Below are 25,548 nucleotides of genomic sequence, written 5' to 3'. Positions count from 1 at the left end.
ATATTGCGGTGCGCTAGGTTGCCGGCGTGGCAGCACGGCGGACAGCGGGGGAGGCGACCAGGGGTCGGCTGATCGGTCGGGACGTCGACCTGGCGTCGTTGCGCTCGGCGTGGACCGGCACCGCCGATGCCGGAGGGCGGGGGGTGCTGGTCAGCGGCGCGCCGGGGATCGGAAAGTCCGCGCTCGTGGCAACGTTCGCCGCTGATGTCGACGGCTCGTGCGTGCTGAGCCGCTGCACGCCGCCGCCGGCACCACCGCTGCGTGCACTCAGCGAAGCGGCGCTGGGTGCCATGACTGGCGGGGCCGCGCACACGGAGATCAACGAGGGGATCTTCGGCGCCGGGCTGCGGACGCTGCTGGGCGCCGGCGATGCCGCCGACAGCCAGCACAACCCGCTGGTGGTCGGCGAGGCGCTGCTGCGCCTCCTGTCCTCCTGCCCCGACACTCCGGTGCTCTGGATCGTGGAGGACCTCCACTGGGCGGACGCCGAGATGATCGAGGTCCTCGACTACGTCTCCGACCACCTGAACCAGCACCCGGTGCTGCTGCTGGCCACCACACGTGACGTCGCGGCGGCTGACGGCACGCGGGTCGTGGGCCGCTGGGCCGGCCACCCGGACGTCGGCCTCATCGAGCTCGGCCGCCTGTCCGACGCCGACGCGGCGCTCCTCGTCGATGACGCGCTGGGCGGCGCCGCGCCGGCCTCGTTCGTCGAGCACGCCCTGCGGATCGGTGAGGGCACCCCGCTGCTCCTCCAGGAGTACACGCGCGAATCGGTGGTCAGCAAGGCCCTCCACCTACAGGATGCCGCGTGGCGCTTCGACGAGGGCCGGGCGCCGTCGATCCCGCGGACGTACCGAGACGCCGTCGAGCGCCGTGTGCGCTCCCTGCCACCCCTCCCTCGGCGCAACGTGCAGCTCGCAGCCTTGGTCGGTCGCGAGATCGACGCGGTGCTGCTGCAGCGCATGGGACTGGACCGCGACGAGGCCGCAGCGGTGGCTGACGACGCCGTCCGGGCGCAGCTCGCCATCGTGGACTGGAGCGACGACGGCCGCGTTCGGTTCCGTCACGCGCTCACCCGGGATGCCGTCGCCGCCAGCATGGCCCCGTCGGTGAGGAAGGACGCCGCCACCAACGCGCTCTCCGCGTTGACCGAGCAGGAGCTGGGTGACAACGAGCTCGAGGTCGCCGCGGTCCTCGCCGAGGCGGCGGGCGAGACGTCCCGAGCCCGGAAGCTCCTCGTCGAGTCCGCGCGGCGCGCCGTGCGCGTCGGGGCGACCGCCACAGCGCTCGCGCGGCTGGACCTCGCCGACGCGCTGCCCATGGAGGTCGAGGGCGGACTGGCCGCCCGCGAGCTCCGTCTGGAGGCGCTCGCGCTGGCCGGTCGGGCCCCGGAGGCGCTGGAGCTCGCCCCTCAGCTACTCGCCGACATGCGTCAAGCTGACGATCAGGCGGGCATCTATCGCGTGGTGGTTGCCCGCGCCCGCGCCGCTGGCTCGCTGGGGAGGTGGGAGGACGCAGCTGACCACCTCGACGACGTCATCCCCGACGGCGAGGTCGGCGGGGCGCCGGTCGACGTCCTGTCGTTCCGGGCCATCGCCGCGATCGAGCTCGGTGACGTGGCCGGTGCCGAGGCGTTGGCGCAGCGTGCCCTCGAGGCCGGCGCCGACGCCGGGGTCAGCCGGTGCGAGGCGCTGGAGGTCCTCGGTCGCGTCGCCCGTGAGACCAGCTATGAGGTGGCGGGCGTCCACTTCGCCGCCGCCGCGAAGGCCGCCGAGGACGCGGGGCTGCTGCTGTGGCAGGCCCGGGCGCTGATCGAGGTGGGCCTCGGCGAGGCCACCCTGCGGGGAGGGATGTCGGGCTTCACGGCGGCCTACGACCGGGCGGTGCAGTGTGGTGCGCTGGGGGTCAGCGCCATGGCTGCCTACAACCTGGCCAACATCAACGGCTTCGGCTTCCGGACCGGTGAGGCGGCGATGTGGGCCGAGCGGCTGATCAGCACCGCCAGCACCACGGGCGCGGCCAAGCTCGAGGCGATGGGGTGGGCGATGCTCGGTCGGGCACACGCGCTGGACGGTCAGCGGGCGAAGGCCCGGCTGGCTGGTGACCGTGCCCGGATGGCGGCCTCGGACGACTGCGAGGTCGACGGGTTGGCTGCCGGTCTGTGCGAGGGGTTGTCCGACCTCGGGGTCGGGGACGTGGAGTCGTCGGTCCCGCTGTTCGCCAGGTCGGTCGAGCGCCTGCTCGAGATGCCGGTGCCGACCGCGACCGCCCCGTGGTGCATCGCGCCGGTGGTGCTGGCGGTCCACGACCACCCCCTGACGGCGGCTGCTCGGGAGCAGCTGGTCACCCCGGCCTTCCTCGGTGTGCCGGTGATGCAGTTCGCCCGCTTCCTGGTCGATGAGGTGATCGCCGGGCGGGCCGGCGACAGGGTTGCACTCGACTCCGCGCGGGCGGGCTTCGATGACCTGCGGGAACGACACCCCGCGCTGGCCGACAGGCTGTCGATCTTCCTCGCCCACCTCCGTGCCCTCGTCGCCATCGCGGCGCTGGAGGACGGGTGGGGGACGCCGCTGGAGGACCTGCAGCGCGCCGAGCAGGTGCTGGACGAGGGCGGGTTTTCCAAGCTCGCTCGCTGGGCCGCGGGAGTGGCGCGCGACGCCGGTGCGCCACAGCGACGGCGCGGGAAGGGCAAGGCCGATGTCCCCGAGGTGTTGCAGCCGTTCGGGGTGACCGCACGCGAGTTCGACGTGCTGTGCCTGCTCGGCGATCGCCTGACGAACCGCGAGATCGCCGAGCAGCTGGTGGTCTCCCCGTCGACGGTGAAGTCCCATGTCGAACGGCTGCTGCACAAGACCGGCCGGCGCAACCGGGTGGAGCTGGCCGAGCTGGCCGAACTGGTCCGCTGAGGACCGGGGCGATCCGGTAGGGTCCGATCGCATGTGGGGACTCGTTGCAGCAGAACGTCGTCGGACCGCGGACTTCCTGGAGACACTTCAGCCCGAGCACTGGCAGGCGCGGAGCCTGTGCGAGCTCTGGACCGTCCGCGAGGCCATGGGACACATCAACTTCATCTGGAACACCACCGATGAAGAGCTGATGGAACGGGTCGGGCGGCACGGAGGGGACGTCCCGGCGGCGTCGGCCGAGCTCGGCAAGGAGCTCGGCCGCAAGGCGCCGGAGGAGCTGATCGCAGGGCTGCGCGACAACGCTGAACTGCAGAAGCTGCCGCCCGGGGCCCGCCCGATCGACGCGCTGGCCGACGTCGTGCTGCACCCCCACGACGTCGCGTTCCCGCTGGGGCTCGAGCACCCGGCGAACGCCGACGCCACGAGGCTCGTCCTCGACGAGGTCGTCGGCGAGAACCGCGACCACTACAACCCGGCGGGCGGCATCGACGGACTGCGCTTCGAGGCGACCGACCTGCGCTGGTCCCACGGGGAGGGTGACCTTGTCCGGGGAAAGGCGATCGACCTGGCCTCGGCCCTTCACGGTCGCCGCGCTCCGGTCGAGGCCCTGATCGGTCCAGGCGTGGAGACGTTCCGCCAGCGGTTCGGCAACGCCTGACCACTCGGCAACGCCGGACCACTGGGCGGGGCCCGGTGGACGGCCGGGCGGTCGCGGTCAGCTGGTGCCGAAGCGCTGGGCGACTGCGAGCCCGAGGATCGTCGCTGGATCGCCGTCGGGCTCGAGGGGCAGGATCGGGCGCCCCAGCAGCCACCCCTGCCCCAGCGCACAGCCGAGGCGCTCGAGGTTGCGGAGGTGCACGTCGGTCTCCACGCCTTCGGCGATGATGACCGGGCCGCGTGCACGGAGGAAGGGCATGAGATCCTCCAGCAGGGCCCCTTCCGATCCGAGTTCGGCCGTGAACGACTTGTCGATCTTGATGTAGGCCAGCGGCAGCCGCGACAGGTAGCCGACCGAGGCGTACCCGCTGCCGAAGTCGTCCAGCGCCAGGGCCACGCCCTCGCCGGCCAGGGTGAGGAACGCATCCAGCGCAGCCCCCGAGCGCGGGAGGAACACCTGCTCGGTGACCTCCAGGACGACCGCGTCCAGCGGCAGCCCCGACCGGTGGATCGTCGCAAGGGTTGCCTGGACGAACGACGGCTGCTCGGCCTCCACCGGTGAGACGTTGACGTGCACGCGGAGGTCGGGATGCTGCCGGCGGAGCGCCACGCCGGCTTCGCACGACAGCTGCAGCATCCGCTGGCCGAGCGCGCCGATCCAGCCGCTGGCCTCGGCAAGGCCGATGTAGCGATCCGGCTCGACTGCGGTGCCGTCGGGACGGACCCACCGCGCGAGGGCCTCCACCGCCACGATCCGACCGGTGCGCAGGTCGACGATCGGCTGGAAGGCCGGCCGGATCTGTCCCGAACCAGTCTGGAGGGCCTGCTGGAGGTCGCGGAGCAGCGCCAGGTCCGTGGACGCCTCCGTGGTCATCGCCGGGTCGAACTCCAGGACCTGCTTGCCGGTCTGCTGGGCATGCCCGACAGCGGTGAGTGCCCGGTGGGTCAACCGATCGATGGTGCCAGCGCCTCCATCGTTCTCGACCGCGATGCCGGCGGAGGCGCGGAGGGACAGGCGTCCGAGCGTCGGGCCGGTGTTCAGCAACTCCCTGATCGCTGCCACTGCTGTCAGGGCCACGCGGCGGGCACGGACGAGGTCCTCGCCCGGCAGGACGATCGCGAACTCGTCTGCGTCCAGGCGGGCGAGGCCTGCATCCGGTGGGGTGATCGCCCGCAGGGTCGTGGCCACGGCCTGCAGTGTGGCGTCGCCACCCTCGAGTCCGAAGGCGTCATTGATACGACGGAATCCGTCGAGGTCGACGACCACCATCGACCAGCCGGGGACCGGGCCCGCGACCTCTGCGTCCACGAGGAAGCTGTGCAGCCCGGTGGGCGACCGGAGCCCGGTCAGCGGGTCGGTTCGGAGGCGCGTCCGTTGGCTGCGGGCCTCGCCGTCCAGCAGCGTGATCCACCCGGCCATCCGGAAGGTGATCAGGCCCGCAAGCAGCATCGGGGTGGCCACGGCCAGCACACCGCGGTCGGTGAGCAGCCGTTCGTCGCTGAGTGCCAGCAAGAGGGTGATGGCCATCGATCCGGACAGCAGCACGACCCGAACGACCCGATGCCGCTGATCCGGTAGCCGCACCGGCGTGGTGACCCTCGTGAACGTCGGGTGCATCACGGTGACGGCCAGCAGCAGCAGCGGGAACGCTGCCATGAAGTTCGTCCCTGCGGCGGTGAACGGGTGATGCAGCAGGGTGGCGATGTCGGCGAACGTCGACATGCAGATCGCGGCCAGCCCGATCACGAGTGATCGGGAGACCTCGTAGGGCAGGCAGATGGTGAAGACCACCAGCAGCAGCACGACGAAGTTGGCAACCAGCAAGGTCGGGGCGTCCGGCGGCAACGGCTGGGTGGTTGCGGTGAGCGCGACGATCGTGAACGGGGCTCCCGTGACAGCCAGCGCGTCAACGGCAGTGACCAGCCGGAACCGAGGTCGGCGCGCCCTCAGGATCAGTCCGATGGCGCCGAGACCGGAGGCGAACCCGACCAGGACGAGCACGATGGAGTCGAGCTCGAGTGCGAGGTTGATGGCGTTGGCCACCACGACGCCCGCGATGAACGCCCCCACGGCGGGCACGGTCGGACGATGGCGGACCGCTCCCCAGGCCGTGCCGGCGGTGATGGCCAGCAGGGCTCCGACCTGCACCGCTCGATGGGCGCTTCCGAGCAGCACCGGGTCCGCCGTGCTCAGCAGGACCGGTACTCCCAGCACCATCATCATCAGCCAGCGGCGTTGCTGCTCCACCGTGCGAGGATAGGGGAACCTCGTGCAGGATGACGAACGTTCAGTGAGGTTGTCGTCACTGGAACGCGCGGTTCGGGACCGCCGGCCTTCACATCCAGCCGTCGCTCACGGAGCAGGGTTGGGTGAGGGCGTCGGCGATGTCGTGGCTGATGACGGTGGTGGGGCCGAGGATGGTGATGGGTGTGCGGTCTGCGGTGCGGCAGGTGGCGTCGTTGATGGGTGGGGCGACGGCCGTGTTCGGCGTGAGCACCGCCCGTGTGACTGCAACTGCGTTCGTGCCGGTCCGCCTCACAGCAGCCCGTGCACACCCACCGTTGCAGCCGACCGTTTCTCAACCGCTTCTTCGACCGTCCTGCCACCCCAGTTCTGGCGCCCGCCGGTGCCGCCTACACCTATATGCTTGTTCATATGGGGAAACGTCGTATCTCAGCCACCATCGACCCGGACACCCTGGATCGTGCGGTGGCGCTGACCGGGGAGACCAACGTGTCGTCGCTGTTGGAGGAGGCCCTGCGGGAGCTGATCGACCACCGGTTGGAGCAACGATGGCTGGCTGGTCACGACGACAGCGCCGACCGGCCGACCCCCACCTATGACCTTGCCCACATCCCATGGGAGGACGCTGATGCACAGGGGTGAGGTGTGGTGGGCCGACGTGCCAGGCGACAAGCGACGGCCCGTGCTGATCCTCACCCGCGAGCGGTTCATCCCCCGGCTGCGCAGCCTCTTGGTCGCCCCCGTGACCACCACGGTGCGCGACATCCCCACCGAGGTCGTTCTCGACCAGGGTGTCGGCATGCCGCAGCGGTGCGCCGCCAACTTCGACAACACGCTCACGATCCCGGCTGATGCGATGGTGGACCGGATCACGGCGCTCCCGGAGGACGTGATGGCCGAGGTGTGCGCCGCGTACCGGTTCGCCGCTGGCTGCTAGCGGATTCCGCACTCCAAGTCCGTTCGACCCCGGCTGGCATGTTCAGCACTGCCGGTCTCACGTCCTCCGCCATGGTGGGGAGGACGGGGTACCCTCCGCACGCATTGGGTCGGATGGGGCGCAGCCCGCAACCAGGCCACGCTCGGGATGGCGCTGCGGGGCGCCGGCGAGCACGACGAGGCCGAGCGCGTGTTCGCCGACGCCGTCGAGACCGCAAGGACGCGCCGGCAGGTGGAGTGGCTGCGGTACGCCTTGTTCCCCTGGATCAGGATCCTGCTCGAGGAGGGTCGGCTGGTCCAGGCCGAGCTGTGCGCCCGCGAGCTCGTCGAGAGTGTCGAGCAGGCCACCGCCCCAACGACGCTGCTCGCGGCCCGCGCGCTGCTCGCACGGGTCCTGCTGGCGGCCGGCAACCTCGACGAGGCTGTCGGCCACGCGGAGCTGGCGTTTCGCGCAATCGAGACCCGCTCCGACGGGCGTCTCGCCCTCGTGGCTGCCCTCGACACCGCTGTTGAGTGCGCCACCGTCCTGCGTGCCGGCGGCCGGGAGGAGGATGCGGAGACGGTGTGGGTGATGGGTGCCACCACCCTGAATCAGCTCGCGACGTCCATCCCGGATCCGACGATCAGAGCTGGCCTGCTGGCGCTTCCCGCCAGCCGTGTGCTCACCGGCGCGGGGTGACCTGATCGGTTTCGGCTGTAGCGGGTGGCCCTCCGAATCCTCTGGCCCTCGCGCTCGCCGTGGCGCTAGAGTGCGCCAGTCGATCCGACCCGGGAGGAGGGGTGGGCGAGACAGCACCGCTGGAGCTGCACGTGCTGGGCGCGGTCACCGCGACCCGGGACGGTGTCGTGTTGCCGTTGGGCGGCAAGCGACAGCGAGCGGTCCTGGCGGCGCTGGTCGTGGCCCGGGGGCAGGCCGTCCACCTGGACCGCCTCGCCGACTGGGTGTGGGCCGAGGCACCGCCGGCCAACGTTGTCGCAGCGGTGCAGTCCTCGATCAGCCTGCTCCGTCGACACCTCGAACCGGCTGCTGCGGCACGACGTCGAGGGACCGTCATCGCGAGCGCCGGTGGTGGCTACGCCCTGCGGGTCGCCGACGACGCGGTCGACGCCTGGCGCTTCGAACGGGCGGTGTCCCGGGCGGCGGGGCTCCGGCCGGTCGCTGCCGCCGAGGAGCTCCGCGCGGCGCTGGACCTGTGGACCGGACCGGCGTTCGCGGAGTACGACGACCAGCCCTGGGCAGCACCCGAGATCGTTCGCCTCCACGAGCTGCGCGACCTGGCCCGTGAACGGTTGCTCGCCGCCCGGCTGGAGCTGGACGACCCCGCGCTCCTGATCGGCGACCTCGAAGCCCTCGTCGCGGAGTCGCCGCTGCGCGAGGAGCGATGGCGACTGCTGGCCCTCGGCCTGTACCGCGCCCAACGACAGGCCGACGCCCTCGCCGCCCTGCGTCGGGCACGCGAGACCCTCGCCGACACCCTCGGAGTCGACCCCGGACCCGGTCTGCGGGCCATCGAGCAGCAGGTCCTGCTGCAGGCGACCACCCTCGACGCCACGGGCTCCCCTCCCGAGCCGCCAGCACCCCCTGGCGAACGGACGCCGCCGCGGGCCACCACGATGCCCCCGTCACAGCATCCGCCACGGCCTGCGGCCGCCGGGGCCGACGTGCGCCTTCTCGTCGAGCGCGACGAGGAGGTCGACACCATCAACGGCCTGCTCGATGGTCTCGACCACGGCAGCGGCGGCCTCGTCGTGCTGGAGGGCCTTATGGGACGGGGCAAGACCCGGCTCCTGGCCCACGCCAGCGGGGAGGCCCGCAGCCGCGGCCTGGCGGTGGCCACGGCACGCAGCAGCGCCGTGGAGCAACCGTTCGGGTTCGGGGTCGTGCGACAGCTGTTCCAGCCCCTCGTGGAGGACCCCAGCCAGCCCGAGACCGTGCAGGTCGACGGCACGGAGCTGGCCCGCGACGTCCTGCAGCACGTCTGTGACGACTCCGACGTCGACGGCTTCGCGGTCCTGCACAGCCTGTTCCGCCTGACCGTGGCCGTGGCGGCCGACCGCCCGTTGCTGATCCTCGTCGACGACCTCCACTGGACCGACGTCGCCTCGATGCGCTTCCTCGCCTACCTGGCCAAACGCATCGCCGACCACCCCGTGGCGATCCTCGTCGCGCTCCGCCCGGGCGAGGCCGATGTCGGCGACGGCCTCGTCGATGCGCTGGTCGTCGACTGTCGGCACCACCTTCGCCTGGCCCCGCTGTCCCACGACGCCACCCGCACCCTGGTGGAGGATCGGCTGGGCCCTGCCGCCGGGGCGTTCGTGGACGTCTGCCACCGCACGACCGACGGCAACCCGCTCCTGCTCGAGCAGGTCCTCGGTGCGCTGGCCTGTGAGTCGATTCCCCCCGACGTGTCCCACTGCGACACCGTCCGCGCTCTCGGGTCCCGGGCGATCAGCGACGTGGTGTCGCTGCGGCTGCGCCGCATGCCCGCGGACGCCGTGGCGGTCGCACGGTCGGTGGCGGTCCTCGGGACGGACGCCGACATCGGCACCCTCGTGCGCATCGCCGACCTGTCGGACGCGCGGATGCTCGACGCCCTGGACCTGCTGGTGCGCAGCGACCTGCTGCGCGACGACCCGCCGCGGTTCGTCCACCCGGTCGTCGGCGACGCCGTCTACGCGATGATGTCGGCGGCGGAACGCTCGATCCACCACGAACGGGCGATCGCGGTCCTGCGGCCCCTCGGAGTCCCGCCGGACCGGCTCGGCGCACACGCCCTGGAGGCACCCCGCCGGGGCGACGGGGCCACGGTGGCCCTGCTGCGAGCCGCGGCAAGGGACGCCCTCGGCCGCGGCGCCGGTGACCTCGGGCGGCGGCTGCTGCAACGCGCCCTGGAGGAGCCGGCGCTGGGTCTGGAGCGCGAGGACGTCCTTGCCGAGCTCGCCGGAGCCGAATCCCACGAGTTGACCACGAGACCGTCACGAGCGCTCGTCGACATCCTCGACGAACCGGACCATGGAGCCCCGAGTGCAGATCCCATCCCCAGCGCGTGACCAGCGCCACGACGAGCTGCGAGGGCTGTGCGGCGGCGCCGTGTTCCTGCCGGGGGATCCGGGCTACGACGATGCGCGGATCCCGTGGAACCTGCTGGTGGACGCCCACCCCGCGGCCGTGGTCTACCCGGCGTTCGCGGAGGAGGTCAGCGAGGTCCTCCGTGCTGCCGCGCGGCTGGGTCTGCGCGTCGCCCCGCAGGGCACCGGACACGGAGCGCTGAGCCTGGACAGCGATCTGCGGGACGCCGTCCTGCTGCGAACCTCGGCCATGACGGAGCTGACCATCGACCGCGAACGGCGATCGGCCTGGGTGGGGGCGGGTGTCCGCTGGGGGGACGTCATCCGGCGGGCAGGCGCGGTCGGCCTGGCGGGCCTCCACATGTCCAGCCGCGACGTCGGCGTCGTCGGGTCCTCCCTTGGGGGCGGGATCAGCTGGTACTCCCGCCGCCTGGGCCTGCAGTCGGGAACCGTGACCGAGGTCGAGGTCGTCCTGGCCGACGGCACCGTCGTCCGTGCCACCGACGACGAGCACGCCGACCTCCTGTGGGCCGCACGGGGTGGCGGCGGCGGCTTCGGTGTCGTCACCGGCATGGCGTTCGACCTGTTCGAGGTGGAGACCGTCTACGCCGGCATGCTCGTCTGGGACATCGACCACGCCGAGGTGGCCCTCCGCACCTGGGCGCGATGGGCCACCGATGCCCCGGAGGAGGTCACCAGCATCGCGCGCCTGTTCAACGTGCCGGACGTGCCGGAGGTGCCCGAGGTGCTGCGTGGACGGCAGGTCGTCGTCATCGGCATCGTCGTCATGTCCGACGGGGCCCGGGGAGCGACGCTCATCGAGCCGCTGCGCGCTATCGACCCCCAGATGGACACCATGGACGTGGTGCCGGCGGCGTCCGTCGCCACGCTGCACCTCGAACCCGACGACCCCTCGCCGGCGTACGCCAACAGCGTCCTGCTCGACGAGCTCTCCGACGAGGCGATCGACGTCATCCTGCGCACTGCCGGGCCTGCCTCCGGGTCGCGCCTGACCACCACCGAGATCCGCCAGCTCGGTGGGGCGATCGGGCGACCCTCGTCGCGTCCCGGCGCCCTCGACCGGGTGGGCGGGCGGTTCCTGCTGCTCGGGCTCGGGCTCGACCCGGACCCCTCCCTGTGGCCGGCCCAGCGGGCGGACTCGCTGAAGCTCCTCGCGGCCCTGCGGCCCTGGGCCCACCGCTCGGTGTACCTGCCGATGGCCGAGGACGAGGTCGACGTGGAACGTGGATGGGCGCCGTCGTCGTGGGAGCGGCTGCGCGCCATCCGGGCTGCCGCCGACCCGAACGGCTTGTTCGTCCTGCCCCACGAGCCCGCCCGGACGAGCGCATCCCGGGCATCGGGGGCTCGCGAGTAGGTCACGAGCGAGACACGAGCGAACCGCCCAGCGAGTGACAGGGCGGCCACGAGTGGGGGCCCGACGGTGTGGACATCGAATCCGCACCGACCTCCGGAGAATCCCCGTGACCACGCTCCTGCCCCCCACGCCCGCTCCCACACCCGCCGTTCCCCACGAGCTGCTCGCGGCGCGTACGACCGGCCCCGTCGTCGTTCGTGGCGACGCCGCCTACGACGCCCTGGTCCAGCCGTGGAACCTCGCGATCCCCGTCCTGCCCGACGCGGTGCTGGCCGCCCGTACCGACGACGACGTCGTCGAAGCCGTCCGGTTCGCCCGTGCCCACGGCCTGCAGGTCACGCCGCAGGCCACCGGCCATGGCCCGATGGCGTCGCTGGTCGGCCAGATCCTGGTCGACACCAAGGGCCTCGACGAGTGTGTCGTGCATCCCGAGGGCTGGGCCCGAGTGGGTGCCGGCGTCAAGTGGCTGCGCGTCGTCGAGGCGGCGGCGCCGCTTGGCCTCGCGCCGCTGTCGGGATCCATCACGGATGTCGGCGTCGTCGGCTACACCACCGGCGGTGGACTCGGTCCGATGGCGCGAACCCACGGGTTGGCCAGCGACCGCGTCCGCGCCTTCGAGGTCGTGACCGGTGACGGCTTGCTGCGCCGTGTCACGCCGACCGAGCACCCCGAGCTGTTCTTCGGGCTGCGCGGCGGCAAGGGCATGCTCGGCATCGTCACCGCCGTCGAGTTCGACCTGGTGCGGCAGCCCACGTTCTACGGCGGCTCGCTGTGGTTCGACGCGGCTGACGCCCCCTCCGTGCTCCACCGCTGGAAGTCGTGGTCCGATCAGCTGCCCACCGTCGCGACGACCTCGTTCGCGGTGTTCCAGCTGCCGGCCGATGACCCCATGGTCCCGCCGCCGCTGGCTGGACGCACGACGGTCTCGATCCGCTACGTGTGGACGGGCGACGACGACGAAGGTGCCCGTTGGTTCGAGGCGATGCGCAACGCCGGCCCGGTGATCCTCGACGACGTCGCGACCAAGCCCTACACCGCCATCGACTCGGTCCACACCGATCCGCTCGACCCGATCCCGACCCACGAGGCCGGCACGGTCCTGCGCGACCTGCCGCTGGATGCGGTGGACGCGCTGATCGCGCTCACCGGCGCCGGGGCCCAGTCCCCGCAGATCCTCGTCGAGGTCCGCCAGCTGGGCGGTGCCGTCCGCGACGAACGCCGTGGAGCCTCGGCCTTCTGCTCGCGAGGGGAGGGGTACTCCCTCCTGCTGGTCGGCATCGCCGGGACGCCCGGCCTGCAGGACCACGGGCATGCGGTCCTGGACGCCATGACCCCGTGGACCGGCACCTACCGGCTGCCCAACTTCTCCTTCTCCCCGGAGGACCTGGTCGTGGCCTACGACCAGCCGACGATCGCCCGGCTGCGGGCAGCCACGCGCACCTACGACCCGGACCGCGTCATGGCGCTCGGCCGGGTCCTGGACCTCGACTGAGGTCACCCCACCACTCGTCCCAAGGAGGACCCATGCACACTGTCGTTCCCCCGCCCCCGGATCCCTCGCCCACAACCCCCTCGCCGACCGTTCCGTTCCCCCCGCCACGGCCCGCCGACGTCCCCGTCCGGCCCGGTCTCGTGTGGTGGACCGCATCCCGACCCCGTCGTCGCCACGCCGTCGTCCTGGCCATGCTGCTGCTGGCCGGCTGTGCGACCGCGGACGCCAACCCCGACGCCACCCCGCTCGGCCATCTCGGGAGCAGCGAACAACCGATCGAGGCAGCGGTCACGAGCGTGGAGTAGCCACGGCCCGGCGGTCCAGCCGTCGGGCAAGGTAGGGGGCGGTCGCGCTGCCCGTCGCCCGGGACACCTCCCTCGGGGTGCCCGTGGCGACCACGCGACCGCCCTCGTCCCCGCCGCCGGGTCCCAGGTCGATGACGTGGTCGACGCTGGCGATGGTGTCCAGGTCGTGCTCGACCAGGACCACAGTGTTGCCGGCGTCGACCAGCCGGTGCAGCTGCCGCAGCAGCAGGGCGACGTCGGCGGGATGCAACCCCGACGTCGGCTCGTCCAGCAGGTACAGCGCGTGCCCCCGGCGGGCGCGCTGCAGCTCGGTGGCCAGCTTGATCCGCTGGGCCTCGCCGCCGCTCAGCTCCGTCGCCGGCTGCCCCAGCCGCAGGTAGCCCAGCCCCACGTCCTGGAGGGTCCCCAGGCTGCGTGCCGCGGAGGGCACGTCGGCGAGGAACGTCGCTGCTTCGTCGACCGACATCGCCAGCACGTCGGCGACGCTTCGATCGCGGTAGGTGATCTCCAGCGTCGCGGCGTCGTAGCGGGCTCCATGACACGTCGGGCAGGGCGCGTAGGTGCCGGGCAGGAACAGCAGCTCGACCTCGACGAACCCCTCGCCCTGACAGGTTTCGCATCGCCCCTCGGCCACGTTGAAGGAGAACCGTCCCGGGGAGTAGCCCCGCGCCCGGGCCTCCGCCGTCTCCGCGTACAGCTTGCGGACGGCGTCGAACAGCCCGGTGTAGGTGGCCAGGTTGGATCGTGGGGTTCGGCCGATCGGTCGCTGGTCGACACGCACCAAGCGGTTGAAGGACTCCAGGCCCTCTGCATCATCGACGTCGAGGTGGACCTCGGTGTCCTCGGCGTCGTCGGGGGCCTGCCCCAGATGACGGCGGACCAGCTCGGCCAGGACCTGGCTGACCAGGGTGGACTTGCCCGACCCGGACACCCCGGTCACCGCGGTCATGACGCACAGGGGCACGTCCACGTCGAGGTCGACCAGGTTGTGCCGGCTGACCCCTCGCAGGTGCAGCCAGCCCTGCGGGTCACGGTCGTGTCCCTCGATCGAGGCGGCCCGCCCGAACAGGTACGCGGCGGTGGCGGACTCCTCCACCGCCTCCAGCCCGTCGACCGGGCCGGAGTACAGCACCTGCCCGCCGGCCTCGCCGGCCAGCGGACCGAGGTCGACGACCCAGTCGGCCCGACGCACCACGTCCATGTCGTGCTCGACGACGAACAACGAGTTGCCCGAGGCCTTCAGCTGCTCCAGCACCTCCAGCAACGGTTCGGCGTCGGCCGGATGCAGCCCGGCCGAGGGTTCGTCCAGCACGTAGACGACGCCGAACAGGCCCGAGCGCAGCTGGGTGGCGATCCGCAGCCGCTGCGTCTCACCGGGCGACAGCGTCGTGGAGACCCGTCCCATCGACAGGTAGCCGAGGCCGAGGTCCAGCAGGACCTGCACCCGGGCCAGCAGGTCGGTGCACAGCCGCACGGCGACCTCGGTGCGCTCACCGGAGTCCGCTGTCGAGGTGGCGACGTCGACCTCGACGAGCTCGGCGACCGGCCGCAGTACCTTCACCAGCTCGGTGAACGACAGGGCGTTCATCTCCGCGATCGTCAGGCCGCCGAAGGTGACCCGCAGCGATTCGGTCTGCAGTCCGGTGCCGTGGCAGGCCGCGCAGGTGGTGCTGCGCACGAAGGCCAGGACCTTGTCGCGCATCATCTGGCTCTTGGTGTTGGCCAGGGTGTGCCGGACGTGCCGGCGGGCGCTGGAGAACGTGCCGTGGTAGTCGCGGCCGGTCGAGTCGTCGGGCTCTCCACGCCTGCGGATCAGGACCTTCGGCTGCTCGTCGGTGTACAGCAGCCAGTCGCGGTCATCCTTCGCGAGGTCCCGCCACGGGGTGTCGACGTCGATGCCCACCGCCTTGGTGATGCGCAGCAGGTTCTTGCCCTGCCAGGCGCCCGGCCAGGCGGCGATCGCCCCCTCGCGGATCGTGAGGGTGGTGTCGGGGACCATCAGGTCCTCGGCGACGTCGTGGTCCACACCGAGCCCGCCACAACGCGGGCAGGCGCCGGCGGTGGTGTTGGGCGAGAACGACTCGGCCTCCAGCCGCTCGGCCCCCTCGGGGTAGGTGCCGGCCCGCGAGTACAGCATCCGGACGAGGTTCGACAGCGTCGTCAGGGTCCCGACCGTGGACCGCGAGCTCGGGGCGCCGCGGCGTTGCTGCAGCGCCACGGCCGGGGGCAGGCCGGTGATCTCCTCCACGTGCGGCGCACCGGTCTGCTGCAGCAGCCGCCGGGCGTAGGGCGCGACGGACTCGAAGTAGCGGCGCTGCGCCTCGGCGTAGAGGGTGCCGAAGGCCAGCGAGGACTTGCCGGACCCCGACACGCCGGTGAAGGCGACCATCGCGTCGCGAGGCACGTCGATGTCGACGTGCTTGAGGTTGTGCTCGCGCGCGCCGCGGACGTGGACGTACGGATCGGTCGGGTCGAAGGTCATGGCCCGCAGGCGTACCCGTCGACCCGGCCGTCAACCGCCCACGGGGGTCCGTGCGACGGCTGGTGCCGCCTCAGGCGGGGCTGGCTCAGGCGGGGCTGGCTCAGGCCGACGGGCTCTTGCCGGCCGAGCCGAGGTCGGCGCAGGCCTGGGCAACCCGGGCAGCCATGCTCGTCTCCGCGGCGCGGCCCCACACGCGGGGGTCGTAGACCTTCTTGTTCCCGACCTCGCCGTCGACCTTGAGGACGCCGTCGTAGTTGCGGAACATGTGGTCGGCCACCGGCCGGGCGAACGCGTACTGGGTGTCGGTGTCGATGTTCATCTTCACCACACCGTGGCCGATCGCGGCGGCGATGTCGGCCGGGTCGGATCCCGACCCGCCGTGGAAGACCAGGTCGAACGGCTTGGACCCCTCCGGCTGGTCGAGATGCTCGGCCGCGACGCGCTGGCCCTCGGCAAGGATCTCGGGGCGCAGGGTGACGTTGCCGGGCTTGTAGACGCCGTGGACGTTGCCGAACGTGGCGGCAAGCAGGTAGCGCCCCTTCTCGCCGACACCGAGGGCGGCCACGGTGTCGAGGTAGTCCTGGGGAGAGGTGTACAGCTGCTCGTTGATCTCCGCGACCACGCCGTCCTCCTCACCGCCGACGACGCCGACCTCGACCTCGAGGATGATGTTGGCGGCCGCGCAGGCCTCCAGCAGCTCCGCACCGATGCGCAGGTTCTCCGCCAGCGGGACGGCCGAGCCGTCCCACATGTGGCTCTGGAACAGCGGCAGACCGCCGGCCTCGACACGCTCGCGGCTGATCGCCAGCAGGGGCTTGACGAACCCGTCGAGCTTGTCCGGCGGGCAGTGGTCGGTGTGCAGCGCGACCTCGATCGGGTACTGGGCCGCGAGCTCCTTGGCGCAGGCCGCGAAGGCCAGGCCGCCGACGACCATGTCGTTGCGGCTGCCGCCGGACCAGTAGCCGGCTCCGCCGGTGGACACCTGCAGAATGCCGTCGCTGCCGGCTTCGGCCAGCCCGGCGAGCGCCGCGCTGAGCGTCTGCGACGACGTCACGTTGATGGCGGGATACGCGAAGCCTCCCGACTTGGCGCGGTCGAGCATGGCGGCGTAGGACTCAGGCGTGGCGATGGGCATGGAACGCAGCATGCCGAATGCACAGGAGGGCAGCAAACCCTTTTTGTTGGTGGGGGCAACATTTCTCCGGTGGGTCGGCGGGGAGGAGGTGCTCGGTCCGGCGGCGAACCAAGTGGGGAAGAGCCGAACCCCACCGAGGACCCCGCCATGGCCGTGTTGCCGACCCTCCGCCTGCGCCGACTGCTGTCGACCGTTGCGATCACCGCTGTCGTGGCGACCCCCGCGACGGCCCTCGTGTCGCCGTCGCTCGACCTCGACCGGGTCGTGCGGCCGCCGGTCCTCACCGACCCGGGGTCGGGATCGACGTTGGACAACGACCCAGTCGAGGGGCCGGCCGCCCCGCTCGTGGCCGGCGCGGCAGAGGGGCTGCTGCGTGTCCCCGTCGGGACCCCGCTCGGGGGGTACCTGCGCCCGCCCGTCGGTGGCGAGCTGTTCGGCGCGCAGACGCCCGCCCACTACACCGACCTCTCGGCCGGCGTCTCCGAGGACGGCACCCCGATCGTGCACGTCCCCGACGAGGCGCGTGCCGGCCACTCGCCGTTCGCGACGATCTCCCCACCCAGCCGCGGCTACCACGACGCGCTGACCGCCAAGGCCATCGCGTTGTTCGACGGCACCGACTGGAGTGTCCTGGTCAAGACCGACACCATCGGCAGCCTCGACGAGCTGACCCTGGCCGTCGCCCAGCGGGTGCTGGACCGCACCGGCATCGACGTCGCCGACGGGCTGGTCCCGACCGCCACCCATTCCCACCACGGCCCCGGGGCGGTCGCCGGCGACAGCGTCCGGTACTTCTGGGCGGCAATGGACGTCTTCCAGCCGGAGGTCCTGGACCGGCTGGTCAACGACGTGGCCGACGTCGTCGTCGACGCCGTTGGCAACGTGGGTCCGGCCCGGATCGGCCACACGATGGGCGCCGACACCCACCCCGACTCGCTGAACTCCTTCCGGCGTCCCCGTGACCCGTGGGACGCCGCCCGCGTCGCCGAGCAGGATGCGTTCCGCCGCCGGCTCGGCGTGATCACCGTCGACCGGATCGACCCGTCGACCGGCACCGTCGTGGCTCCGCTCGCGGTCGTCATGAACTTCGCCGCACACGGGATCATGTTCGACGTCGAGAACCACTTCTTCTCCGGCGGTGGACCGGCCGGTGCCGAGCGCTGGGTGGAGTCGAGCTACGACACCCCTGTCGTGGCCATGTACGTGCAGTCCGCCGCCGGAGACGTCAGTCCCCGTGCCGATCGTGACGGACGGGGCCGACCGACGCTGCAGCGCATCGAGCGGTTCGGTGAGCTGCTCGGACGGCAGGTTCGCGCCCTCGCCGACGGCATCGACACCTGGCAGACCGCCCCCGACATCGAGGTCGCCAGCCAGCGGATCCTGCTGGACCGCGCCTCGCTGGGCTACACCGCGGACGAGTACCCCCACGAGTGGGGTGCGGTCCAGTGCAACAACGCCGACACCGCCGTGCTCGAGACGGTTGCGACCGACCGGAACTGCGTCCCCGCACCGGCTCCCGACGCGTGGGACCTGGCCGACAACGGCCACGCCGAGAACGCCTCCTTCGTGCCGCTCGACACCCGCGTCACCGTCGCCGACATCGGCGACCTGCGGCTGATCACCCAGCCCGGCGAGCCGCTGGTCGAGCAGGGGCTGCGCCTGGTCGAGGCATCCTCCACCGACCCGGTTGACACGTTCGTCGTCGGGTACGCCCAGGACCACGTCGGCTACATCCTCCCCGACAGCCGAGCCGACTGGTTGATGGGCCGCGTCGAGGGCACCACCAGCTTCTGGGGCTGGAAGCAGGGCGGCCGGATCCTCGACGCCACCGCGGCAGTCATGGCGGCGCTGGACGGCAGCGCCCCGATGCCCGAGGACGAGCTCGAGATCAGCTACGTGCAGCGTCCCTGGGTGCCCGCCGCGGTCGTCCCCGCGCCACGCCCCGGACGCGTCGTCACCCAGCCCGCCGACGTGACCCGGTTCGACGCCACCACGTTCCGCTTCGAGGGTGGCGACCCGGTCGCGGACCTGCCCACGGTCGTGCTGCAGCGCCAGGACGCCGACGGCCAGTGGGTCGCGGCGGACGTCCGCGGCGGACGACCGCTGGACCGTCCGTTCGAGTACGCGCTGACCTACCGGCTGTCCGGCGATGCCCATCTGTGGGTGGTCGACTTCGAGCCACCCAAGGACTGGCCGGCGGGGACCCACCGGTTCGTCGCATCCGGGTCCACGGGTCTGCTGGACAGCGACTACGAGGTGGCCTCCGCGCCCTTCGACGTGCGCCCTGCCGACACTCTCCAGGTGCTCGACGTGACCCGTGACGGCGACGTCGTGACCGCACGGCTGGCCTACACCCCGGTGCCGACGAACCGGCGGCTGCTCGACGCGGACCTGCCGGCGGACCGTCCGGCGCCCGTCCGCGCCGGTGAGGTCACGTTCGAGGGTGCGGCCGGCGTCGCCGACGACCAGGTTCCCGAGATCGTGCAGGTCGACGCCAACACGATCCATGCGGTCTACCGGGTGACCCTCCCGGGGACGGACCTGCCGACGGTCACCGGCGTCGACGTGTGGGGCAACACCACCGGCTGACGCTCGCGGGCGGTCGCCGGGGGCTGCCGTACCCGGACCGTCGTGGATTCGGCACATCCGTCGGAACCCACGGCGTCGATCTCGCGTCGTACCTCGCAACGACGACACCATCCGTGGTGTCGAATCGACCGCACAGACGACGCAGAGGCACTTCGACATGTCGACCAACTCCACCCGGCTCCGTGGGCTGTGGCCCCTCTACCTGTCGGTCTTCGTCGCCCTCGCGGTGGTCGCCACCCTCTGCACGGTCGCCGGTGACGACGAGGACGAGGGGGGTGACCCAGTGACCGACAACGGCACCGGGCCGTCGGCGGTCGAGGCGGACAGGCAGCCCCTGCGGGTTCGGCTGCGCCAGGGCCAGTCGATCGCCCAGGCCGACGACCCGGTCGAGGTCGTCGCCGGCACGCCGCTGGACGAGGGCCGGATCGACCAGATCGTCGACCGGCTGGAGCCCTTCGGGGAGGAGGAGGGGGACCGCGAGGCGTTCAACCGGCCCGCCGAGACCCTGGCCCCGCCGATCGCCGGCCAGACGGTGGAAACCACCTTCCCGCCCGACGGCGCCGGTGACGATCCGACGCCCGACGTGCCGGCCGGCCCGCTGGAGGTCGTGCGGTTCCAGCCCGAGGGCGACGTCGACATCGCCCCGTCCCTGTCGATCACCTTCAACCAACCGATGGTGCCGCTGGCCACCCTCGAGCAGCTCGACGCCGCCGACGTCCCGGTCACCGTCACCCCCGAGCTCGACGGCCGCTGGCGCTGGATCGGCACGCGCACGCTGCGGTTCGAGCACACCCCCGGTCAGATCGACCGGCTGCCCATGGCGACGGACTACACCGTCACCGTCCCGGCCGGCACCACCGCACCGACCGGCGGAGCCCTGGCCGAGGACGTCACCTTCTCCTTCACCACGCCTGCCCCGACCGTGCAGGCCGTCGTGCCCCAGGACGACAGCCTCGTCCTCGACCCGGTGTTCGTCGTCGTGTTCGACCAGATCGTCGACCCGGACGCGGTGCTGGACCACCTGACCCTGGACGCCGACGGCGGCCGAGCCGTCCGGCTGGCCACACCGGAGGAGGTCGAGGTCGACGACACCGTCCGCCCCGTCGTCGACCAGGCCCTCGACGGCCGGTGGGTGGCGTTCCGTCCGACCGAGCCGTTGCCTGCCGACACCCCGGTCGCCATCACCGTCGGCGAGGGCACGCCGTCGGCCGAGGGCCCGCGCACGACGACCACGGAGCAGCGCTTCACCGGCCGGACGTTCCCGCCGCTGACGATCGTCCGGACCGAGTGCGGCCACGGGCAGGGATGCCGGCCGGGCCAGCCGCTGCGGGTGGAGTTCTCCAACCCGCTGGACGCCGCCGCGTTCGACCCGGCGACGGTCACCGTCGACCCCGAGCTGCCGGGCGCCACCATCGGCGTGCAGGGCAACGTCATCATCGTCCAGGGGGCGACCGAGGCCGACACGACCTACCGGGTCACCCTGCCCGCGGCCCTGCGTGACGACCGCGGCCAGACGCTCGGCAGCGAGGAAACCCGAGAGTTCGACGTCGGCGACCCGGTGCCGTTCCTCCGACGGTTCGACACCGACATGATCACCGTCGACCCGCTGGCCGAGCAGCCGTCGGTGTCGCTGGTCAGCGCCGGCCACGAGGACCTGCGGATCGTTGCGCTCGACGTCGACCCCGACGACTGGTCCCGCTACACCGCCCTGGACCGCTGGAGCGACGAGCTCACGGTCCCCGACTTCCCCGTCCTGCTGGACCGCACCGTCGAGACCGGCGCCGACGACGGCACGACCGTCGAGACGATCGTCGACCTGTCCGAGGCGTTCCCCGACGGCAGCGGACAGGCGCTGCTGTACGTCGAACCGACACGCAGCTTCCCCAGCGGCAGCGAGGAGCACTGGAACAACCTGCCGATGCTGGTCTGGGTGCAGGCCACGACCATCGGGATCGACGCCCTCGCCGACGGCGAGCGGCTGATCGTGTGGACCACCGACCTGCGCGACGGCAGCCCCATCGCCGGCGCCGACGTCGCCCATGACGGCACCACCGCCACCACCGACGCCGACGGCCTGGCCACGTTCTCGCTGGACAGCTCCGGCGACCCGACGATCACCGCCACCGTCGAGGGCCGTACCGCCCTGCTCGGGTCGGGCTGGCGGGAGCGCTGGCAGGCCCAGCCCCGCAACGACATCGCCCGCTGGTACGTCCTGGACGACCGCGGGCTGTACCGGCCCGGTGAGACCGTCAACCTGAAGGGCTGGATCCGTCGGGTGCAGCTGTCCGGCGACGCGTCCCTGTCCATCCCCGGCGACGGCGCCACGATCGACTACCAGGTCTTCGACGGCCAGTACACCGAGATCACGAGCGGCCAGCTGGCCCCCGACGCCCTGGGCGGGTTCGACCTGGCGGTCGACCTGCCCGAGGGGGCCAACCTCGGCTACGGCACCATCGCCTTCCAGCTGTCGGGGGTCGCCGGCCTGCAGGACACCTACTTCGAGCACCCGCTGCGCATCGAGGAGTTCCGTCGGCCCGAGTTCGAGGTGGCCACCCGCGCGGAGAGCCCTGCACCGCACGTCGTGACCAACCCGGTCACCGTCGCCGCCGAGGCCACCTACTTCGCCGGTGGTGCGCTGCCCAACGCCCCGGTCACCTGGACCGTCAGCCACCGCGACACCAGCTACGCCCCGCCGGGCTGGGAGGGCTTCAGCTTCGGGGTGTTCGTCCCGTGGTGGTTCGGCGGCGGATTCGAGGGGGGTGACATCGGCGTCGAGCGGGGCTTCGCCGACGAGATCTGCTGCTTCCCCGGTGGTGAGGAAACCGTCGAACGCTTCGACGGTGTGACCGACGCCGCCGGCGCGCACTACCTCGAGATCGAGCTCGAGGGCGACGCTCCCGACCAGCCGACGCTCGTGTCGGCCAACGCCGCGGTCGAGGACGTCAACCGCCAGTCGTTCGCCTCGACCACCGACCTGCTGGTCCATGCCGGCCAGCGCTACCTCGGGGTGCGCAGCGACCGGGCCTTCGTCCGTCGTGGCGACCCCATCCGGATCGACGCCGTGCTGACCGACATCGACGGCAACGCCGTCGTCGGCGAACCCGTCGTCGTGACCGCCGAACGGCTGGTGGAGGAGTGGGTCGACGGCACGTTGACCGAGACCGCCGTCGACCCGCAGACCTGCGAGCTGACCAGCGCCGCCGATCCGCAGCGCTGCGAGTTCGCCACCGAGGTCGGCGGCCGCTACCGCATCTCCAGCACCGTCACCGACGCCGACGGCGGCACCAACCTGACGGAGTACGAGGTCTGGGTCAGCGGCGCCGAAGCCGTCCCCACCCGCCGGGTCGAGCAGGAACGGCTGACCCTGATCCCGGCCCAGCAGGACTACGTCGCCGGGGACACCGCGGAGATCCTGGTGCCGGCACCGTTCGGCCCGGCCACCGGCCTGGTCACCATCAGCCGCAACGGCATCGACAGCACCCGAGTGGTCCCCGTCACCGACGGCAGCGCCGTGGTCGAGATCCCCCTGACCGACGACATGGTCCCCGGCATCACCGTGCAGGTCGACCTCGTCGGCGCCGCCCCACGTGTCCTCGACGACGGATCGCCCGCCCCCGACCTGCCCGCACGGCCCGCCTACGCCACCGGCACGATCGACATCGCCGTCCCGCCCACCTCGCGGACCCTGGCCGTCGAGGCCACCCCACGTAACGCGGCGGTCCTGCCCGGTGCAACGACCGCAGTGGACGTGACCGTCACCGACGCGGCAGGCAACCCCGTGGACGGTGCGGACGTGGCCGTGGTGGTCGTCGACGAGGCCGTCCTGTCGTTGATCGGCTACGCCCCCACCAACCCCGTCGACGTCTTCCACAGCTCCCTGTACGGCTGGCTGGACAGCGAGTACCTGCGCCGCACGATCCTGCTGTCCCGTGCCGACGTCCTCAACCCTGCCGGCGGAGGTACCGACGGGGGTGACACCTCCTTCGAGGTCACGGAGGACGAGGCAACGGACGAGTCGGCCAGCGACGACGCCGCCGAGGGGACGACCGCGGCATCGGCGGCACCCGCTCCGGTGGCCGCGCTCGCCGACACCGACGCCGGCCGACAGTCCGCAGGCGAAGCGGCCACGCCGATCGAGGTGCGATCGGACTTCGACGCCCTGGCCGTGTGGGCCCCCTCGGTCGTCACCGACGCCGCCGGCCGGGCCACGGTCGACGTCGACCTGCCCGACAACCTGACCCGCTACCGCGTCATCGCCGTCGCCGCGTCGGGGGCCGACCGGTTCGGCAAGGGCGATTCGTCCCTGACCGCCCGGCTGCCGCTGCAGGTCCGCCCCTCCGCCCCCCGGTTCGCCAACTTCGGTGACGCCTTCGAGCTGCCGGTCGTCCTGCAGAACCAGACCGACACCGACCTGACCGCCGACGTGGTCCTGGAGACCGCCAACCTGGCCGTCGAGGGCCCCGACGAGACCCGGACCGGCACCACCGTCACCGTCCCCGCGGGCAACCGCGTCGAGGTCCGCTTCCCCGTCACCGCCGCCGACGCCGGCACCGCCCGCTTCCGTGCCACCGCGGTCAGCAGCAGCGACGACGCGGCCGACTCCGCCACCGTGTCGTTGCCCGTCTACACCCCGACCACCTCGGAGTCCTTCGCCACCTACGGCGTCATCGACGACGGCGCCGTCGCCCAACCCCTCCTCACCCCGGAGGGCGTCGTCCCGCAGTTCGGCGGGCTGGAGGTCACCACGTCCTCCACCGCCCTGCAGGCCCTGACCGACGCGGTGCTGTACCTGGCGGAGTACCCCTACGACTCCTCCGACGCGTTCGCCTCCCGCATCCTTGCCATCGCTGCCCTGCGGGACGTGCTCGAGGCCTTCGAGGCCGAGCAGCTGCCCCCGGCCGCCGAGATCGAGGAGACCGTCACCGGCGACATCGCCGGGCTCGTCGGGCTGCAGAACGACGACGGCGGGTGGCCCGTCTGGCAGCGCAACCGCCAGACCGAGCCGTACCACACCGTCCAGGCCACCCACGCGCTCGTCGCGGCACGCGACGCCGGCTACGACGTCCCCGCCGGCACGCTGGACCGGGCGCTCGAACGGCTGCGGAGCATCGAGGCCATCATCGACCCCGACTGGAGCGAGACGGCCCGGCAGACCATCCGTGCCTACGCCGTCCACGTCCGTGACCTCGCCGGCGACCGAGACCCGGGCCGTGCGGCGGAGGTGTACGGGGCGCTGGAGGACGCGACCGGTGACGACGACACCCTGCCGCTGGACGCCATCGCCTGGCTGTGGCCCGTCATCGACGACGCCGGCATCCGCGAGGAGATCGGGCGGACCTTCGCCAACCAGGTCACCGAGACCCCGTCGGCGGCCACCTTCACCACGGGCTACGGCGAGGACGCCTACCTGGTGCTCGGCTCGGACCGCCGCACCGACGGGATCGTCCTGGACGCCTTCATCGACCAGCAGCCCGACAGCGACCTGATCCCGAAGATCGTCAACGGCCTGATCGCCAACCAGAAGCAGGGTCGCTGGGACAACGTGCAGGAGAACGCCTTCGTCCTGCTCGCCCTCAAGCGGTACTTCGACACCTTCGAGGCCACCACCCCCGACTTCGTCGCCCGGGTCTGGCTGGGCGACCTGTACGCCGCCGAGCACACCTACGTGGGCCGCTCGACCGACTCGACCCTGACGGTCGTGCCCACCGCCGAGCTGCTGGACCGAGAGGATCCGGCCATCGTGTTGTCCAAGGACGGCGAGGGACGGTTGTACTACCGGTTGGGCCTGCACACCGCGCCGGACGATCTGCAGCTGGACCCCCGTGACGAGGGCTTCGTCGTCGAGCGCGTCTACGAGGCCGTGGGCGATCCGTCCGACGTCGTCCGTGGCGACGACGGGCGGTGGCGCATCCGTGCGGGGGCCGAGGTCCGGGTGCGGCTGACCATGGTGGCCGACAGCCGCCGGGTCAACATGGCGCTGGTCGACCCGCTGCCGGCTGGCCTGGAGATCGTGAACCCGGCGCTGGCCGCCTCGCCGGCCCTGCCGCCGGACCCGGTCGAGCCGACGCCGTTCCCGACGCCCGGCGTCCCCTGCTGTGACCTGTTCGGCTTCGACGGTCGTGGGTTCGACATCGGCTGGTATCCGACCTGGTTCGACCACCAGAACTTCCGCGACGACCGTGCCGAGGCGTTCAGCGGCTACCTGCCCGCAGGCACCTACACGTGGGACTACATCGCCCGGGCGACCACGCCCGGCACCTTCGTGGTCCCCCCGGCAACCGCGGAGGAGATCTACACCCCGGAGGTGTTCGGCCGCACCGGCACCGACACCGTCGTGGTCGAGGGGTGACCGGG

15 protein-coding genes are annotated in these 25,548 nt (G+C 72.1%); 11 read left to right on the top strand and 4 right to left on the bottom strand.

The features are described 5' to 3' along the window. Positions 1–26 precede the first annotated feature (26 nt). Both DVS28_RS21135 and DVS28_RS21130 read left to right on the top strand, forming a co-directional pair. Complete coding sequence (locus DVS28_RS21135; protein WP_114593232.1) at positions 27–2,909, top strand: helix-turn-helix transcriptional regulator; 2,883 nt, start codon at positions 27–29, stop codon at positions 2,907–2,909. Positions 2,910–2,940: 31 nt separating this feature from the next. Next, complete coding sequence (locus DVS28_RS21130) at positions 2,941–3,567, top strand: maleylpyruvate isomerase family mycothiol-dependent enzyme (RefSeq protein WP_164710858.1); 627 nt, start codon at positions 2,941–2,943, stop codon at positions 3,565–3,567. A gap of 57 nt (positions 3,568–3,624) precedes the next feature. Here DVS28_RS21130 and DVS28_RS21125 read toward each other — a convergent pair whose 3' ends face one another. Together DVS28_RS21125 and DVS28_RS28645 are read right to left on the bottom strand one after the other, a co-directional pair. Continuing rightward, positions 3,625–5,814 (bottom strand): putative bifunctional diguanylate cyclase/phosphodiesterase, encoded by a 2,190-nt coding sequence (locus tag DVS28_RS21125; RefSeq protein ID WP_114593230.1) that lies wholly within the window; start codon positions 5,812–5,814, stop codon positions 3,625–3,627. A gap of 88 nt (positions 5,815–5,902) precedes the next feature. Continuing rightward, complete coding sequence (locus DVS28_RS28645) at positions 5,903–6,064, bottom strand: hypothetical protein (RefSeq protein WP_164710857.1); 162 nt, start codon at positions 6,062–6,064, stop codon at positions 5,903–5,905. A gap of 158 nt (positions 6,065–6,222) precedes the next feature. Between DVS28_RS28645 and DVS28_RS21120 the strand changes: the two genes are divergently transcribed. The 7 genes from DVS28_RS21120 to DVS28_RS28640 all read left to right on the top strand — a co-directional run bounded on the left by DVS28_RS21120 (position 6,223) and on the right by DVS28_RS28640 (position 12,988). Continuing rightward, positions 6,223–6,453, top strand: a complete 231-nt coding sequence (locus DVS28_RS21120; RefSeq protein WP_164710856.1) for a type II toxin-antitoxin system CcdA family antitoxin — start codon at positions 6,223–6,225, stop codon at positions 6,451–6,453. Beyond that, positions 6,440–6,748 (top strand): type II toxin-antitoxin system PemK/MazF family toxin, encoded by a 309-nt coding sequence (locus tag DVS28_RS21115; RefSeq protein WP_216826202.1) that lies wholly within the window; start codon positions 6,440–6,442, stop codon positions 6,746–6,748. Before DVS28_RS21120 ends, DVS28_RS21115 begins: the two co-directional genes overlap by 14 nt. 147 nt (positions 6,749–6,895) lie before the next feature. Further along, entirely contained in the window at positions 6,896–7,426 is a 531-nt protein-coding gene (locus DVS28_RS21110; RefSeq protein WP_114593227.1) for a hypothetical protein, read from the top strand. Positions 7,427–7,527: 101 nt separating this feature from the next. Then, positions 7,528–9,798, top strand: a complete 2,271-nt coding sequence (locus DVS28_RS21105) for an ATP-binding protein (protein WP_164710855.1) — start codon at positions 7,528–7,530, stop codon at positions 9,796–9,798. After that, positions 9,773–11,191: an FAD-binding oxidoreductase gene (locus DVS28_RS21100; RefSeq protein WP_216826201.1), complete on the top strand. Its 1,419-nt coding sequence runs from the start codon at positions 9,773–9,775 to the stop codon at positions 11,189–11,191. The genes DVS28_RS21105 and DVS28_RS21100 overlap by 26 nt, the downstream gene beginning before the upstream one ends. A 106-nt stretch (positions 11,192–11,297) precedes the next feature. After that, positions 11,298–12,683, top strand: a complete 1,386-nt coding sequence (locus DVS28_RS21095) for an FAD-binding oxidoreductase (RefSeq protein ID WP_216826200.1) — start codon at positions 11,298–11,300, stop codon at positions 12,681–12,683. A gap of 32 nt (positions 12,684–12,715) precedes the next feature. Then, the gene (locus DVS28_RS28640; RefSeq protein WP_164710854.1) at positions 12,716–12,988 is read left to right on the top strand and encodes a hypothetical protein; all 273 of its coding nucleotides are present in this window, start codon (positions 12,716–12,718) and stop codon (positions 12,986–12,988) included. Here the strand turns inward: DVS28_RS28640 and uvrA are convergent. Together uvrA and fbaA are read right to left on the bottom strand one after the other, a co-directional pair. Further along, positions 12,972–15,470 carry an excinuclease ABC subunit UvrA gene (uvrA, locus tag DVS28_RS21090; RefSeq protein ID WP_114593224.1) on the bottom strand — a complete coding sequence of 833 codons (2,499 nt, stop codon included), beginning with the start codon at positions 15,468–15,470 and terminating at the stop codon, positions 12,972–12,974. The two genes, DVS28_RS28640 and uvrA, sit on opposite strands and share 17 nt — an antisense overlap. Positions 15,471–15,570: 100 nt before the next feature. Beyond that, complete coding sequence (fbaA, locus tag DVS28_RS21085) at positions 15,571–16,605, bottom strand: class II fructose-bisphosphate aldolase (RefSeq protein WP_114594324.1); 1,035 nt, start codon at positions 16,603–16,605, stop codon at positions 15,571–15,573. A 147-nt stretch (positions 16,606–16,752) separates the two neighbouring features. Between fbaA and DVS28_RS21080 the strand changes: the two genes are divergently transcribed. Together DVS28_RS21080 and DVS28_RS21075 are read left to right on the top strand one after the other, a co-directional pair. Beyond that, positions 16,753–19,194, top strand: a complete 2,442-nt coding sequence (locus DVS28_RS21080; protein WP_114593223.1) for a neutral/alkaline non-lysosomal ceramidase N-terminal domain-containing protein — start codon at positions 16,753–16,755, stop codon at positions 19,192–19,194. 157 nt (positions 19,195–19,351) lie between these two features. Further along, positions 19,352–25,543, top strand: coding sequence for an Ig-like domain-containing alpha-2-macroglobulin family protein (locus tag DVS28_RS21075; RefSeq protein WP_114593222.1), 6,192 nt, complete (start codon positions 19,352–19,354; stop codon positions 25,541–25,543). The last annotated feature ends 5 nt before the right edge of the window (positions 25,544–25,548 follow it).

Origin of the sequence: Euzebya pacifica (genome assembly GCF_003344865.1) — a bacterium.
Lineage (GTDB): Bacteria > Actinomycetota > Nitriliruptoria > Euzebyales > Euzebyaceae > Euzebya > Euzebya pacifica.
The sequence above is the reverse complement of the archived record's forward strand: the minus strand, read 5'-3'. Positions and strand labels throughout refer to the sequence as shown.